Here is a 13,054-nt window from a genome sequence, read left to right on the forward strand (position 1 = left end):
TACTGTTTGTTTCATTTCAAAGTATGGTATTGTCTTTGGGTTTTAAAATGGTTTGCTTTCTCGCTTGATGGCTTTTGGGTGGTTTATTGCATCCCCGCCCCAAAGGGCAAGGCTTTCAAAAGAAAAAAAGGAATCCTTGGGGGAGGCTTCATAGCCCTTGAACTCGCCGGCAACGCTGCAGAGGCCGGTTATAAAGTTAGGCTCGTTCACCGCAGGAAAAACCTGCTCGGCCTCGACGAAGAGGTGAGCGAGAGGATAAGGGAAAGGATGGAAGGGATTGGCGTCGAATTCCACCTCGATGCTAAAGTTCTCAGGGCCACTGAGGAAGGACTTGAAACCGATAGGGGAAGCATCTCCGGCAGGCTCAAGGTCTGTGCCTACGGGATCGCTCCAAACATCGAGCTGGCCCTTAAGATCGGGATACAGACGGGAAGGGGCGTTCTGATAGACGACCACTTTAGAACCTCCGCGAAAAACGTCTACGCCATCGGCGACTGTGCGGAGCACAACGGGACAATAGCCGGAACCGCGAAGGGGGCGGTTGAGCAGGCCAGGGCGCTCGCCGAAATAGTGAAGGGCGGGAAAGCAGGCTACGACTTCTTCCGCTCGGCGGTCTTCAAGTTCGCGGACTTAAGCCTGGCAATCATCGGGAGAACGCGCGGTGAAGGCAGGTGGCTCGATGAGGAGGTGAAGGTCTTCTACGAGGGCGGAAAACCCGTTGGTGCGGTCGTTCTTGGGAATACGGGGAAGGCCCTCAGGCTCGAAAAGAGCATCAGGGAGGGATTTCCCCCCGACTGAAGTTAAATTCACTCCAAACCTTTGGTTTGGAAAATCGTTATATACTCCGCCTTCCATTTACTTTTGCAGAGTTTCGCGGGTGATAACATGGTCGTGAAGAGGAAAATGACCCGGAAGTTTTTGGAGGATGCCTTCGCGGGCGAGAGCATGGCCCACATGAGGTATCTAATCTTCGCAGAGCAGGCCGAGAGGGAGGGCTTCCCAAAGGTAGCCAGGCTCTTCAGGGCAATCGCTTACGCCGAGTTCGTCCATGCGAAGAACCACTTCATAGCCCTCGGAAACCTTGGTAAAACACCGGAGAACCTGCAGGCCGGGATAGAGGGCGAGACCTACGAGGTAGAGGAGATGTATCCGGTCTTCAAGAACGCCGCCGAGTTCCAGAGGGAGAAGGAAGCTGTGAGAACCACCCACTACGCCCTTGAGGCGGAGAAGATTCACGCCGAGCTCTACGCCAAGGCCAAGGAGAAGGCCGAGAAAGGCGAGGACATCGAGATAGGGAAGGTCTACATCTGTCCGGTCTGCGGCTACACCGCAGTTGACGAGGTTCCCGACTACTGTCCAATCTGCGGAACCCCCAAAGACAGGTTCGTGGTCTTCGAGTGAGCTTTCGTTTTTCCATTTCACAGGTTTGAACCACAAACCTTATAATGGTGGCCTAAGAACATTAGGGTGGTGAAAGAAATGGCCAAGTGGAAGTGCATGGTTTGTGGCTACATATACGATGAGGACGAGGGCGACCCCATGTCGGGGGTGGAGCCCGGGACCAAGTTCGAAGAGCTTCCGGAGGACTGGGTCTGCCCGCTTTGCGGCGCCCCGAAGGACATGTTCGAGAGGATAGAGTGAGGTGGTGGAGATGCTTAGCGGAACGGTAAAGAGCGGAGACTGGAAGGGGGAGAAGCACGTCCCCGTTATAGAGTACGAGAAGGAGGGCGACCTCGTCAAGGTCGAGGTCAGCGTTGGCAAGGAGATACCGCACCCGAACACCCCGGAGCACCACATAGCCTGGATCGAGCTCTACTTCCACCCCGAGGGGGAGAACTTCCCCATAATGGTCGGCAGGGTGGCCTTTACCAACCACGGCGACCCGCTCAGCGAGCCGAGGGCTGTCTTCTTCTTCAGGACAAACAAGAAGGGCAAGCTCTACGCCCTCAGCTACTGCAACATCCACGGCCTCTGGGAGAACGAGGTTCAGCTCGAGTGATTTTCCTTTTTCGCTTTCCCTTTTCTGCCGCTTTAAGGGGTTCCTCAAAGGTTTGCCGCTTGGTGGTGTTGTCATGATAACGGAAAACCTAACCCATTGAGATTTGTTGCCATGATAACCAAAGGCCTTATATATATCCTTTTCGTTATCATGATAACGAGGTGGAGAGATGACGGCTCCCACTGAGTTGTTGGAAAACGCAAAGGAGTACATGGAAGATGCCGATCTGCTCTTTTCAAAGGGCCATTACAACTCGGCGATGAACCTCTACTTCAAGGCCTTAGTGGCGCTGTGTGACTACGTTATTCTGAGGGATACCGGTAGACTGCCCCGGAACCACACCGAGAGGTTCAGGATACTGGAGGAGAGGTATCCGGAACTTTACGATGTGGTGGACTTTCACTTCAACTACTACAGAAGCTCCTACATGAAGCGGGTTGAAAGGGAGTGAATGGAGGTGCTGAGAAGTGACGTCCACAGAGTTTATTCTTCCCTCTGATCTCTCGCTTCATGGGGATTCCGCTAAGGCCCTTGGTGAAGCCGCCAGAAAGTTTGCTGAAAAACATCGGGAGGTCTTTGATGTGGTTCTATACGGCTCCACCGTGATTGGAAAGCCCCTCCCAAATGACGTTGACATCATGATCCTAACGAGGGAGAGACTGCATCCGGCCGAGGGTAGGAGCATCGTGCTCGAATTCAAGGCAGAACTGAAGGGGATTCTTCCCGGGAAGAGACTGGACATTAGGACGATTGCCATCGAAGACCTCTTCGACCCGAACAACCTGGCCTCACTCGGTGTCGTTATAGAGGGGTTCTCGCTCACCAGGGGGAAACCACTGGCCGAGCTGATGAACGGGGAGGCATACACGCTCTTCCGCTTCACGCTCCGCGGGATGGAAAGGAAAGATCGCGTTAGGTTCCAGTACGCCCTCAGGGGCAGGGACGGAAAGGGAGGCATTCTGAAGGAGCTCGATGCGCTTCAGCTTGGGGCCTGGGTTGTCCTTGTCCCGATAGGGAACACCTACCGCTTTAAGGAGTTCCTCGACCTCTGGGGCGTTGGATACGAGGCCTTCACCCTGCTAAAGGGCGCGGATCTGTTCTACAGGCTTTAGGGAGAGCTATTTTAGGAGGGTCGCTTATATTAAGGTGGTGGGAAAAATGCCTGTTGAAACCGAAGTTGAAGCCATCTTATCCGGGGAGGAGAAGTTCCGAGAGCTCGTTAAAAAATACGCCAGGGAGTTCAGGATTGGAATGCTGGGGAAGGCCGACGCGAGGGAGCTTATGAAGCTTCGCGAAGAGGTGTATGAGATTTAGTACTCGCCGCTGGATTCTCTCGAAAAGATCTCCTTGAGGTGCCCCTATGTTCGGCGTTCGGGTTCATCCCAGGGTCGTTAAATCCGCTCCCCGGCTTCTCAAGCCTGCCCATCTTAAGCGGTTTATGGACTTCCTTCGGGACGCTAAGGAAAACCCCCTGCCAGATGGTTACGATGTCAAGCCCCTGACCAACCGAAAGATTTTGGGCCTGAACGCCTATCGCCTCCGCCTTGGGGATTACAGGGTTTTGTATGCCGTGGACTGGGAGGATAAGGTCGTGTACGTTGTTCGAATCGAACCGAGAGGAAGGGCGTATAAAAAGCGTTAGTCCTCAAGCTCCTCCGAAAGGAGTCTTATGGCCTCGTCGGCGCTGAGGGTTTTTACTTTTCCTTCCATCATGTCCTTCAGGCCTTTTTCAAGCTCCCTTAGCGTTTCCTCATCCACCTCTTCCTCCGGGAGTTCTTCGGAGACCATCTTGAGCAGCATGACCCTCAGGTCTTCCAGCTCCCTCTCAATGCGGTCGAGCTTCCGGAGGAGGACATAGGGGTTAACCGCCTCGCTCATTCTCCCACCGATGTTGGGTCGTCGTCAGGGGTTAAATAGGTTTCCGCTCCCCCGCCGCCCCATGGAAAGCCCTTCCGGGAAAACCTTAAATACACCGACGCCGTTTATTCTGTCATCAGGTGGTAATGGTGCCGTTTCCGGAGGTCTATACGACGGATCCGCTGGGGAAAAGACACAATTTAAGTAGGACAAGACACACAAGGGCAATATTGGAGGAGCACCCAGATATGAAAGGGATTCTTACTCCAAGGATGAGTGAAGACTTCAAGAAGAGTGATATCGTCAAGGAAGCCACAGCTCCATGGTGGGGAACACACGTCACCAGCTGGGCAGACTCTATCGGGTATGGTGTGCCCACATACCTGATAAGGCTGTTCGCGCTGACGAAGGCGGGCACGGCGAGCAGGAAAGTAAGGGGCAGTGTAGAGGTAACGAAGCCGATACACGACGAGTTGATAGGGCACGATGCAAGGGGAGGCTACTTTCTCACAAAAATCGAAAACATAGACGTGCGCAAAGCGCTAGATAGGGTAATGTATACAATGGAAATCCCAGATGAGGACAAGGAGAGGCTGAAGAGGGTATTTCCAGATATGATCGAAGCAGGGAAGGTGTTCAAGAAGATCGTAAAGAAGTATAAGGAGAAGTATGGGCTGTCCGATGAGTTAGAGGCGTTTGAGGCACTGCTAAAGCACCCGTCGCCGCACGTCATCGTCAAGGATCTGGCAGATGCTGAGGACCTGAAGAAGCTGCATAAGCTGCACGTGAAGCTATACAACGAGCTGCCAGGGGTGTTCTTAGAGGATAGTGGAGTAAGGTCGTTGCTGAGGATGAAAGGGGTTCCAGAGGAAGAAATAAGAAAGATCGAGGAGGATGCGCTGGCAGAGCTCAGGGGAGAGAAAGAAGCGCTGCCGCCACCGCCAAAGAAGAACTACGTGGGGGAGTTCAGGGGGGTTCCCCTGGAGCCGGGAGACAAGGTGGAGAAATACCCCGGTACGGACATTGATATCATAAGGAAGGCGGACGGGAGGATCATTGTCCCGCCGCACAAGGATCTCAAGGAGATTCCGCACGTTGCGGGGCCAGATAGTCCAGGAATTGACCTCATAGGCAGCAGATTGTTTGAGATGAATATAAAAAAGGTCGAAGATCTGGACAGGGCAATTGAACAAATACAGGAATATGTGGATATGGTGAAAGAGATCCACGACAGGGCAGCGAAGAAACACTCGTTTGATAGGCTTGGAAAAGTAGCTACAGAAAAAATAAAAAATGCAAAGGGCGTGGTGGCCAAAAAGCTGGGGGAAGAATTTATATGGCTCTTTACCGATAAAGAATATCGAAATGGTCGGCCAGGATATAGCCACGACCACGTCGTAGCCGAAACGCGTGCTGGGATCATAGCTATGCTAGAAACGATAAGGCTCTTGCAAGATATAAAATCACACCCTGAGAAGTATGGATTTGGTAAGAGACTTAGCAAAAAAGATCTTTTAGAAATAAAGAAGATCATAATGAAAAAGGTAGGCAAGAAAGTATATGGGTACCACCACGAGAAGAGGTGATCGAAATGAAAGCCATTGTTCCGGTATTCGTAGAGCGGCACCATAATTCAGCCTTTCGCCCTCCCTCCCCGAGTGAGGAGATACCCCTTGTGTCAGTATTAGTGGACGCCTGCCAGAACGTGTGCTTCAAGTAAGCGTATCTTTCTTTTTTCTCAATTATTTTTCACGCCCGCCTAAGAGTCCACATCCACCCCGTCGCCGTGAGGGAGTCCGAGCTGATCAAGATCGCAGTGGCGCTCAACTACCAGATACCGGGGGACTATTGAGATATCGATTCTTTACTTCTGGAGAAGAAATTAGAGATTACCGTAATACATGGTACCCAAATCTTTTTGGTGGGAACACCATCATCCCTTCTCCACCCTCATCCTGCACGCGGGACTCGGCGCGTTGTAATCCCCGCGGTAGATCAAACTCTCGCCCGGGCAACCGCCCCTGCAACTCTTGAACAGCGGACACTTCTCGCAATCGCTCCCGCTCAAGTCCCGCTTGAGCCTCTCCCACCCCCTCTTCCGCCAGATATCGATGAGCTTCTCCTCCCGCACGCTTCCGAAGCGGAAGAAGGGGTACCTGAGGACGAGGCACGGGTAGACGTCGCCCGTTGAGGCTATAAAAACCTGCGAGGTCCCGGCCGCGCAGGGGTAGAAGGATTCAGCCTTGACCTCCAGGGGGGCGCCCAACTCACCGCCCGAAACCGGGACGCCGAGCTTCTCACTCGCTCTCTTCACTTCTTCAACGGTCTTCAAATACTCGGCGTAGGGAACGGCTTTCCTCAGCCTCCCGACTGGCAGGCCCCACGCTATCCTGAAGGATTCTATCCCGAGCTTCGCGACCTCGCGGTATAGCCCTAAAGCCTCGCCCCTGTTCTCTGGAATCAACGTGAACGCAACTGAAACCGGAAGGCCTTCCCTTACGAGCGCTTTGACTCCCGCGATGGCCTTCGCGTAGCTTCCTTCCCCCCTTATCGAGTCGTGGGCTTGCTTTAGGCCGTCGAGGGAAACCTGGACTTCATCAATTCTCGCATCCAAAAGCCCTCCAAGCTCTTTGGAGTGCTCCTCAACTAAGGTTCCGTTCGTGAGGAGCCGTATCGAGAGGCCTTTCTCCTTCGCGCGCTTGAGGATTCGGAAGAAGCCCGGGTGGATTAACGGTTCCCCTCCGGTGAGGGTGAGTCTAACCGCGTAATCGCTTATCTCGTCGACGAGCTTCAGCCATTCTTCGGTTTTAAGCTCTTTTGGAAGCGGCCTTCCGGCCGAGACTATGCAGTGCTTGCAGTTGAGGTTGCAGTTTCGGGTTAGCTCGAAGATAACAACAGCTGGAGCGTTGAGCCTCTCAAGCTCTATCCCGAGGCTTGTTAGGTGTCCTATGAAGTCTCCAACCGTGTATTTTTCACCGTCGTATTCGAGCATGACCCTTTTCAGCTCTTCGGCCTCTGGAAGGTTTTCCTTCAGGGCCTTGAACTCCTCCGGCTCAAGCTCGAATATTCCGCCGGAGGAAGGGCAGAAGGCTAAGAAGACCTTCCCGTCGCCGTAGAGGAGCGGCTTGCCCCTCACTCGCTTTCCCATTCCACCACGCCCCACTCATCCCTCTCGCTCAGGTCTTCCTCCTCCGTATCGAGCAGTCCGATGCTTCTCCATAATGGATCGCCGTGGAGCTCTTTGATAGCCTCTCTTCTTTTCTTCCATCCCTTGCACCCCCACCAATTTACGCTCCCTCCTTAAATACGCTTCCACCAAAACCTTTAAAACCCTAAGACTGTTAGGTTACCCTAATAAAGGGGGCAGTGGGAGCATGCTCGAGAACTTCATAGCCAGCCTCGCGGAGTGGATACTCAACCTGTCAAACGGCAGCACCATGTGGGTTGCCTTCTACGCCGGCCTATTCGTCGCCATAATGACCTCCCTCGGCGCCTTAGTTGCCATATTCGCCAAGAGCCTCCCCGAGGAAGGCGTTGACTTCGCGCTGAGCTTCGCCGCCGGCGTTATGATAGTCGCCGCCTTCACATCGCTCATCCTCCCCGCGATAGAGAGCACCGGCTCCTTCTCCCCGGCGGGAATAGGCATAGCCCTCGGCGTTCTGCTCATCTACGCGATAGACCGCCTCCTGCCCCACGAGCACCTCGTTAAGGGTTACGAGGGGCCGAGGTCGATGAAGGAGCGCCTCAGAAAGGTGTGGCTCCTCGTTATAGCCGTTATAATCCACAACCTGCCAGAGGGCCTCGCCGTGGGGACCTCCCTCGTCTACAACCTCGAGGTCGGCCTCGTCACGACGATAGCTATTGGCATACAGGACTTTCCTGAGGGAACCGTGGTTTCCCTCCCGCTCGCGGCCATCCAGAAAAAGAGACTCCAGCCGATCCTCATGGGGGTTCTCAGCGGCTTCGCCGAGATGGCGATGGTCCTGCTCGGTGCCTACTTCTTCACCCTCTTCAGCTGGCTTCTGCCCTACGGCCTCGGAATGGCCGGCGGCGCGATGCTCTACGTAACGGTCAAGGAGATGATACCGGAGATATACAGGAGGGAGGAGAGCGAGACCCTCGTAACTCTCGGCTTCTTCGCGGGCTTCTACGTCATGCTCTTCCTCGACTCGATGTTAGGATGAGCCCAACGGTCTCCCTAACCTTTCTCTCGTACTCCTCCTTTGAACCGTCGTTGACGATCATGTAGTCGGCCATCGCTATGACGTTCCCTATGCCGAACTTCAGCTCCTTCCAATCCCTCTCCTCGAACTCCTCCCAGCTCTTTGGATCGTCGTGCCTGCCGCGCCTCCTGAGCCTCCTAAAGCGCTGTCTCGGCGGTGTGTGGACGGCTACGATCACTATTCTCTCGTCCGGGAAGGCGCCCCTGAAGGTCCCGACCTCGTCCAGGGAGCGGACGCCGTCAACGACGACCACGCTGCTCCTTCCGAGCAGTCCCCTGACCTTCTCGACCGCGAGCTTCGCAACCGCGTTCTGGCCGAGCTCCTGTCTCAGACGGATGCTCACCTTTGCAACGTTCTCCTTCGTCAGATCAAGGCCGCGCTTTACCGTCTCCTCCCTCACGATATCGCCGAGAGAAACGCTGGGGAAGCCCCTTCTCTCGAACTCCTTCACTATTCTGCTCTTCCCAGAACCGGGCATTCCGGTGATTATCACTATCATTGTGCCCACCCGGTGTAGTGCCGGAGGCTCTTAAAAAACTTAGGCTTTGTTAGGGCCGCAAAATTTTTTAAGGTTTATCAATAAAACCGATAGGGTGAGGGACATGAACGCCATGTGGTTCACCGTCGGACTCATTGTAACTTTCTTCGCAAACATGCCGTTCGGCTTCTGGAGGGCGCACGCTAAGAGAACCGGCAACAAGGCGGAGTGGGCTTTAGCGGTTCACCTACCCGTCCCGCTGGTCGTCCTCATGCGCTACATGGCGGGCCTGAGCTGGAATTTGGAGGGGGCGCCGCTGATACTCGTTTTCGTCTTGGCCTACTTCCTCGGCCAGAGAACCGGCGGAAGGCTCTACACCAAGGCGCACGAGCGCGGCCTCAACCCGGGCAGGAGCATGACCGTTCTCTGGAGCGGGAACGTGGAGGAGGCTATTTGAAAAAGTCTTCCAGCGTTTTCCTTCTCTTCTCGGCCTTTCCCAGCTCCCTTCCGATGTTCAGGTGCCCGTATATCCCCTCCAGCACTTTGACACCTATCCCCTCGACCTTCAGGAGCTCGGCAGGCTTTGCCCGCGCTATCTCCTCAACCGTTCTGAAGCCGGCGTTGTATAAAGCCCTGGCCCTCTTCCTTCCGATGTTGGGCAGTCTGACGAGTTCCAAGAGTTCTTCACGAACGCCGTGCCTCAGGCGGAGGTGCAGGTCTGTGAGAAACCTCAGAACCTCCTTCTTCGGGCTGAACAGCCTGTAAAGCTCTATCATGGAATACATAAGCCAGTCTGCCAGCTCCAAAATCCTGTACAGATCGCCGGGGTCTACGTTGTGGGCCTCGCATATCCTCGCATCGGGAACCTCGTTTATCCAGTCGAGGAGGACTTTGGCCGTTTTCACCTCCCCGAGGAAGGGCTGGAAGCTGGATTCCTCGTAGTAGGGTATCCCAGAGTAGAGGTCGTCCTCGAACTCGTAGGCTAAGTCGAGGTAGTCCTCCATCTCACGCCTCCTCGCGGTGAGCGTCGCCATGTCCGGTGTCGAGGCTATGAGCTGGAATATTCCAAATGGGTTGGGGTTCTCCTCAAGCCTCGGGAAAGCGTCGCGGAACTTCTTGGCAGTCAGCGGGTCAATGTAGAGCTGCGAAGTCCTTTTTCCGAAGGGAAGTGCTATGAAGCGGTCGTTCAGGTCAACGTCAATGAACTCGTTCTCGACGAGGAACTGGACGATGCCCCTGGCCTTGTATTCGAGTGAAGCGGTATCACCCCTCTGGTGGGCGTAGAAGGTTCTCTCAAGAAATGAAACCAGCCCGCGGAAGTTCTCAACGCCGAAGTTGGTTATCAGCGCTAAGACCTGACTCCGGAAAGCCTGCTCGTTGGCGAGCATGGAGAAGAGCTTCTCCGGCTTTCCATGGATGTACTTTTCGACGAGCTTCTTCGGCTCCTCAGTTCTCGCGACTATGATTGCTTCACCGAATTTGTCGTACTTCGGCCTTCCAGCGCGGCCCATCATCTGCTGGATCTCCAAGACGGGAATGTCTGTCCAGCCGAAGCCTGAGTAGCGCTTGGTGTCGCGGATTATGACGCGGAAGGCGGGGGTGTTGACTCCAACCGCCAGCGTCGGCGTCGCCGTTATAACCTTGATCAGCCCACCCCTGAAGGCGTCCTCTATCAGCGTCCTCTCGGCCCTTCCAAGGCCAGCATGATGGAAGGCAACACCCCCCTTCAGGGCTTTCTTCAGCTTTTCCGTTGTCGGGTTGTCCTCTATGCCAGAAGCGAGCTCCCCAAGGGCCCTTTTCTCAGGCTTTGTCAAAAGCCTGGAGACCTTGGAGGAGAGACTTATCGCCTCCTTCTCGGCAGAGCGCCTCGTGTTCACGAAAACTAAGGCCTGCTTGCCCCTCTTCACGGCGTCAACCGCTAAACTCTCCCAGTTCTCTGGATAACGGTCAACTCTTCCGTCCTCCCAGAAGAGGGTTCCGAGGTGGAAGACGCCCTTCCTGAGCTCGACCGGGCGCCAGTCGCTCACCACTAAATCCGCGTCGAGCCACTCGGCTAACTCCTCTGCGTTTCCAACGGTCGCGCTTAAAGCTAAGATCTGCGCCCTTCCGAGGAGGTGGCTTAGTATCATCTCTAAAGTCGCCCCCCTGTCGTAGGAGCCTATGAGGTGAACTTCATCGGCCACGACCACCTTGATGTCCCCAACCCAGCCCGGCCCGTGCCTCAGGAGGGAGTCGAACTTCTCAGCGGTGGCAACTATTATATCGTACTTCCCGAGCCACTCATCGGTCGAGTCGTAGTCCCCAGTGGTTGCCGCGACCCTTATCCCCAAGCTCTCCCACTCCCTGAACTCGCGGTACTTCTCCTCCGCTAAGGCCTTGAGGGGAACCAAATAGACGGCCTTACCGCCCTCTTCTAAAAGCCTGCTCACCATGACTATCTCGCTCACAAGCGTCTTCCCGCTCGCGGTTGGGATGGCCAGGACGAGGTTCCTCCCCTTTAAAACACCGGTTTTGAGGGCTTCGGCCTGGGGCGGATAGAGCTCCTCTATGCCCCTCCCCATGATGATCCGCTTTATCCTCTCGTCAACGGGAAGTTCGTCAACCTTCATCTTCACCGCAAGGCTTATTGAGGGCGGGGTTAAATACCTTTGGGATTGCTATGGAGGTGCCGTTCGTACTCTTCAGGACGCCGCGCGGGAGGTTTGCCATCGACGCATACTTCACGGAGTTCGTCTCGCTCGAACCGAGGAAGGCGCTCCTGATAAAGGATCCCTCAAAGGAGGCCCTATCTGAGACCGCTGAGAGACCCCTTCCAGTCCTCCTTAAAGAGAACGTTGGGGAGTTCCTCAGGGAGCTCTTCCTGAACCTCGAAGAGACCGCCCGGGAGATGAGGGAGAAGAGAATATCCCACATCAGGCACTGGAACGTCCTGAGGTTCCTCGGGGTTCCGACCGGCTACAGGCGACACATAATCGAGGACGAGATGCTCGCCGACTTAGAGAGGGAGAACTCCTTTGGACTGGCCCTCCTCAAGGCCATCCTCGGCGCTGGGAGTTGGGGGGAGGTTGAGGGTGCTGAAATAGTGGAGGAAGGGGTCGCCTACAGAAAACTCTGGGTCGAGAAAGGGGAGGTCAGAAGCCGGGCCGGAAGGGACGCCGTCTACACCGGCCTCCTCAGGAAGGATTCGATCTTCAGAACGGCCTTTTTCTCGGCGCTCTTCAGGGACGCACTCCTTTTCAGGGAAATGGAAGAGAAGGCTCAGGCCTTCCCGTATAGCCAGCAGGCGACGTAGTGGTCCTTCTCGACCTCGACCAGCGGCGGCTCCTTCTTGTCGCAGAGGCCGGCCTTGGCGAAGGGGCACCTCGGGTGGAAGCGGCAGCCGGAGGGCGGGTTTATGGGACTCGGGGGCTCGCCCTTTACCTCCATCCTCCTCTTCTTTCTCGCGAGCTCGGGGTCGGGTATCGGTATGGCCGATAGGAGCATCTGCGTGTACGGGTGGAGCGGGTTCTCGAATATCCTCTCAGCAGGGCCGACCTCGACGAGCTTGCCGAGGTACATAACGCCCATCCTGTGGCTCATGTACTTCACGACGCCGAGGTCGTGGCTTATGAAGAGATACGAGAAGCCGTGCTTCTTCTGGAGGTCTTTGAGGGTATTGAGGATGTTCGCCTGAACGGAGACGTCCAAAGCCGACGTGGGCTCGTCCAGGACGACGAAGTCCGGCTGAAGGGCGAGTATCTTGGCGAGGGCTATGCGCTGCCTCTGCCCGCCCGAGAACTCGTGGGGATAGCGGTAGAGGTGCATCTCGTTGAGGCCGACGCTCTCAAGGAGCCTTATCACGAAGTCCTCGGGGTCGTCAACCTCTATCCCGTGGAACTTCACGGGCTCCATTATGATGTTGAAGACTGTCTGCCTCGGGTCGAGGGAGGAGTATGGATCTTGGAACATTATCTGGGCGTGCCTCCTGAACCAGAGCATCTCCTTGCCCTTCAGCTCTGTCACGTCCTTCCCGTTGAAAAGTACGGTGCCCTCTGTGGGCTCGATGAGCCTGAGGATTGTTCTGCCAGTTGTGGTCTTTCCGCAGCCGCTCTCGCCGACGAGGCCGAAGGTCTCACCGGGGTATATCTCGAAGTCTATTCCATCAACGGCCTTCACCCAGCCGACCGTTCTGAGGAGGCTCCTGACCGGGAAGTACTTCTTCAGGCCTTCAACCTTGAGTACTGGCTCCATCGTCATCACCTCAGTAGCGGTGGCAGGCCACCCAGTGGCCGGGTTCTATCTCCTTAAGCTCGGGGACTTCCCTCCTGCAGCGCTCCTCTGCGAAGGGGCACCTCGGGTGGAAGCGGCAGCCCTTGGGGGGCGTTATCAGGTTCGGCACCGTCCCCGGGATGCTCTCAAGCTTCTCTATCCTCTTGAGCGGGTTTGGAACCGCCCTGAGGAGTGCGGCAGTATAGGGGTGGAGGGGGTTGTGGAAGATCTGGTCGATGTCTCCTATCT

The 13,054-nt window shown here is 55.5% G+C and carries 18 protein-coding genes; 12 read left to right on the forward strand and 6 right to left on the reverse strand.

All coding sequences use genetic code 11. The features are described 5' to 3' along the window. Positions 1 to 78 precede the first annotated feature (78 nt). The 8 genes from MVB78_RS08200 (at position 79) to MVB78_RS08235 (ending at position 3,641) form a co-directional block, all read left to right on the forward strand. Positions 79 to 798: an FAD-dependent oxidoreductase gene (locus MVB78_RS08200; protein ID WP_297490194.1), complete on the forward strand. Its 720-nt coding sequence runs from the start codon at positions 79 to 81 to the stop codon at positions 796 to 798. Positions 799 to 885: 87 nt separating this feature from the next. Further along, positions 886 to 1,401, forward strand: a complete 516-nt coding sequence (locus MVB78_RS08205) for a rubrerythrin family protein (protein WP_297490195.1) — start codon at positions 886 to 888, stop codon at positions 1,399 to 1,401. A gap of 78 nt (positions 1,402 to 1,479) precedes the next feature. After that, complete coding sequence (gene rd, locus MVB78_RS08210) at positions 1,480 to 1,641, forward strand: rubredoxin (protein ID WP_297490216.1); 162 nt, start codon at positions 1,480 to 1,482, stop codon at positions 1,639 to 1,641. Positions 1,642 to 1,651: 10 nt separating this feature from the next. Then, positions 1,652 to 1,999 carry a desulfoferrodoxin family protein gene (locus MVB78_RS08215; protein ID WP_297490218.1) on the forward strand — a complete coding sequence of 116 codons (348 nt, stop codon included), beginning with the start codon at positions 1,652 to 1,654 and terminating at the stop codon, positions 1,997 to 1,999. 169 nt (positions 2,000 to 2,168) lie between these two features. Continuing rightward, positions 2,169 to 2,450 carry a HEPN domain-containing protein gene (locus tag MVB78_RS08220; RefSeq protein WP_297490197.1) on the forward strand — a complete coding sequence of 94 codons (282 nt, stop codon included), beginning with the start codon at positions 2,169 to 2,171 and terminating at the stop codon, positions 2,448 to 2,450. Between the two features lie 16 nt (positions 2,451 to 2,466). Continuing rightward, entirely contained in the window at positions 2,467 to 3,111 is a 645-nt protein-coding gene (locus tag MVB78_RS08225; protein ID WP_297490199.1) for a nucleotidyltransferase domain-containing protein, read from the forward strand. A 37-nt stretch (positions 3,112 to 3,148) separates the two neighbouring features. Further along, positions 3,149 to 3,313 (forward strand): hypothetical protein, encoded by a 165-nt coding sequence (locus MVB78_RS08230; protein ID WP_297490201.1) that lies wholly within the window; start codon positions 3,149 to 3,151, stop codon positions 3,311 to 3,313. 46 nt (positions 3,314 to 3,359) lie between these two features. Next, on the forward strand, positions 3,360 to 3,641 hold the full coding sequence (locus MVB78_RS08235) for a type II toxin-antitoxin system RelE/ParE family toxin (RefSeq protein ID WP_297490203.1): 282 nt from the start codon (positions 3,360 to 3,362) through the stop codon (positions 3,639 to 3,641). Here the strand turns inward: MVB78_RS08235 and MVB78_RS08240 are convergent. After that, positions 3,638 to 3,877 (reverse strand): hypothetical protein, encoded by a 240-nt coding sequence (locus tag MVB78_RS08240; protein ID WP_297490205.1) that lies wholly within the window; start codon positions 3,875 to 3,877, stop codon positions 3,638 to 3,640. The two genes, MVB78_RS08235 and MVB78_RS08240, sit on opposite strands and share 4 nt — an antisense overlap. A 119-nt stretch (positions 3,878 to 3,996) precedes the next feature. On the opposite strand from MVB78_RS08240, the gene MVB78_RS08245 reads away from it, so the two are divergent. Further along, positions 3,997 to 5,442: a hypothetical protein gene (locus MVB78_RS08245; RefSeq protein WP_297490207.1), complete on the forward strand. Its 1,446-nt coding sequence runs from the start codon at positions 3,997 to 3,999 to the stop codon at positions 5,440 to 5,442. A 347-nt stretch (positions 5,443 to 5,789) separates the two neighbouring features. Here MVB78_RS08245 and MVB78_RS08250 read toward each other — a convergent pair whose 3' ends face one another. Beyond that, positions 5,790 to 7,004 carry a radical SAM protein gene (locus MVB78_RS08250; RefSeq protein WP_297490209.1) on the reverse strand — a complete coding sequence of 405 codons (1,215 nt, stop codon included), beginning with the start codon at positions 7,002 to 7,004 and terminating at the stop codon, positions 5,790 to 5,792. A 226-nt stretch (positions 7,005 to 7,230) separates the two neighbouring features. Here MVB78_RS08250 and MVB78_RS08255 point away from each other — a divergent pair, with 226 nt between their 5' ends. After that, positions 7,231 to 8,040, forward strand: coding sequence for a ZIP family metal transporter (locus MVB78_RS08255; RefSeq protein ID WP_297490211.1), 810 nt, complete (start codon positions 7,231 to 7,233; stop codon positions 8,038 to 8,040). Here the strand turns inward: MVB78_RS08255 and MVB78_RS08260 are convergent. Further along, on the reverse strand, positions 8,009 to 8,578 hold the full coding sequence (locus tag MVB78_RS08260; RefSeq protein WP_297490220.1) for an AAA family ATPase: 570 nt from the start codon (positions 8,576 to 8,578) through the stop codon (positions 8,009 to 8,011). The two genes, MVB78_RS08255 and MVB78_RS08260, sit on opposite strands and share 32 nt — an antisense overlap. Positions 8,579 to 8,681: 103 nt before the next feature. On the opposite strand from MVB78_RS08260, the gene MVB78_RS08265 reads away from it, so the two are divergent. Then, a complete protein-coding gene (locus MVB78_RS08265) occupies positions 8,682 to 9,014 on the forward strand; it encodes a hypothetical protein (protein WP_297490222.1) in 333 nt (110 codons plus the stop codon). Here MVB78_RS08265 and MVB78_RS08270 read toward each other — a convergent pair. Continuing rightward, positions 9,007 to 11,166 carry an ATP-dependent DNA helicase gene (locus MVB78_RS08270; RefSeq protein ID WP_297490224.1) on the reverse strand — a complete coding sequence of 720 codons (2,160 nt, stop codon included), beginning with the start codon at positions 11,164 to 11,166 and terminating at the stop codon, positions 9,007 to 9,009. The genes MVB78_RS08265 and MVB78_RS08270 overlap by 8 nt on opposite strands. A gap of 56 nt (positions 11,167 to 11,222) precedes the next feature. Here MVB78_RS08270 and MVB78_RS08275 point away from each other — a divergent pair, with 56 nt between their 5' ends. Beyond that, entirely contained in the window at positions 11,223 to 11,849 is a 627-nt protein-coding gene (locus MVB78_RS08275) for a hypothetical protein (protein ID WP_297490212.1), read from the forward strand. Here MVB78_RS08275 and MVB78_RS08280 read toward each other — a convergent pair. Both MVB78_RS08280 and MVB78_RS08285 read right to left on the reverse strand, forming a co-directional pair. Further along, positions 11,816 to 12,793 carry an ABC transporter ATP-binding protein gene (locus MVB78_RS08280; protein WP_297490214.1) on the reverse strand — a complete coding sequence of 326 codons (978 nt, stop codon included), beginning with the start codon at positions 12,791 to 12,793 and terminating at the stop codon, positions 11,816 to 11,818. The genes MVB78_RS08275 and MVB78_RS08280 overlap by 34 nt on opposite strands. A 4-nt stretch (positions 12,794 to 12,797) precedes the next feature. After that, positions 12,798 to 13,054 (reverse strand): oligopeptide/dipeptide ABC transporter ATP-binding protein (locus tag MVB78_RS08285; protein ID WP_367271003.1); only part of this gene is annotated, 257 nt, incomplete at its 5' end.

The sequence above is a fragment of the Thermococcus sp. genome (assembly GCF_026991495.1).
Classification (GTDB): Archaea; Methanobacteriota_B; Thermococci; order Thermococcales; family Thermococcaceae; genus Thermococcus.

Excerpts from the sequence above, each read along its gene's own strand:
- MVB78_RS08205 (WP_297490195.1), top strand. The coding sequence starts at position 886 with ATGGTCGTGAAGAGGAAAATGACCCGGAAGTTTTTGGAGGATGCCTTC.
- rd (WP_297490216.1), top strand. The coding sequence starts at position 1,480 with ATGGCCAAGTGGAAGTGCATGGTTTGTGGCTACATATACGATGAGGAC.
- MVB78_RS08215 (WP_297490218.1), top strand. The coding sequence starts at position 1,652 with ATGCTTAGCGGAACGGTAAAGAGCGGAGACTGGAAGGGGGAGAAGCAC.
- MVB78_RS08220 (WP_297490197.1), top strand. The coding sequence starts at position 2,169 with ATGACGGCTCCCACTGAGTTGTTGGAAAACGCAAAGGAGTACATGGAA.
- MVB78_RS08235 (WP_297490203.1), top strand. The coding sequence starts at position 3,360 with ATGTTCGGCGTTCGGGTTCATCCCAGGGTCGTTAAATCCGCTCCCCGG.
- MVB78_RS08240 (WP_297490205.1), bottom strand. The coding sequence starts at position 3,877 with ATGAGCGAGGCGGTTAACCCCTATGTCCTCCTCCGGAAGCTCGACCGC.
- MVB78_RS08250 (WP_297490209.1), bottom strand. The coding sequence starts at position 7,004 with ATGGGAAAGCGAGTGAGGGGCAAGCCGCTCCTCTACGGCGACGGGAAG.
- MVB78_RS08255 (WP_297490211.1), top strand. The coding sequence starts at position 7,231 with ATGCTCGAGAACTTCATAGCCAGCCTCGCGGAGTGGATACTCAACCTG.
- MVB78_RS08260 (WP_297490220.1), bottom strand. The coding sequence starts at position 8,578 with ATGATAGTGATAATCACCGGAATGCCCGGTTCTGGGAAGAGCAGAATA.
- MVB78_RS08265 (WP_297490222.1), top strand. The coding sequence starts at position 8,682 with ATGAACGCCATGTGGTTCACCGTCGGACTCATTGTAACTTTCTTCGCA.
- MVB78_RS08270 (WP_297490224.1), bottom strand. The coding sequence starts at position 11,166 with ATGAAGGTTGACGAACTTCCCGTTGACGAGAGGATAAAGCGGATCATC.
- MVB78_RS08280 (WP_297490214.1), bottom strand. The coding sequence starts at position 12,793 with ATGACGATGGAGCCAGTACTCAAGGTTGAAGGCCTGAAGAAGTACTTC.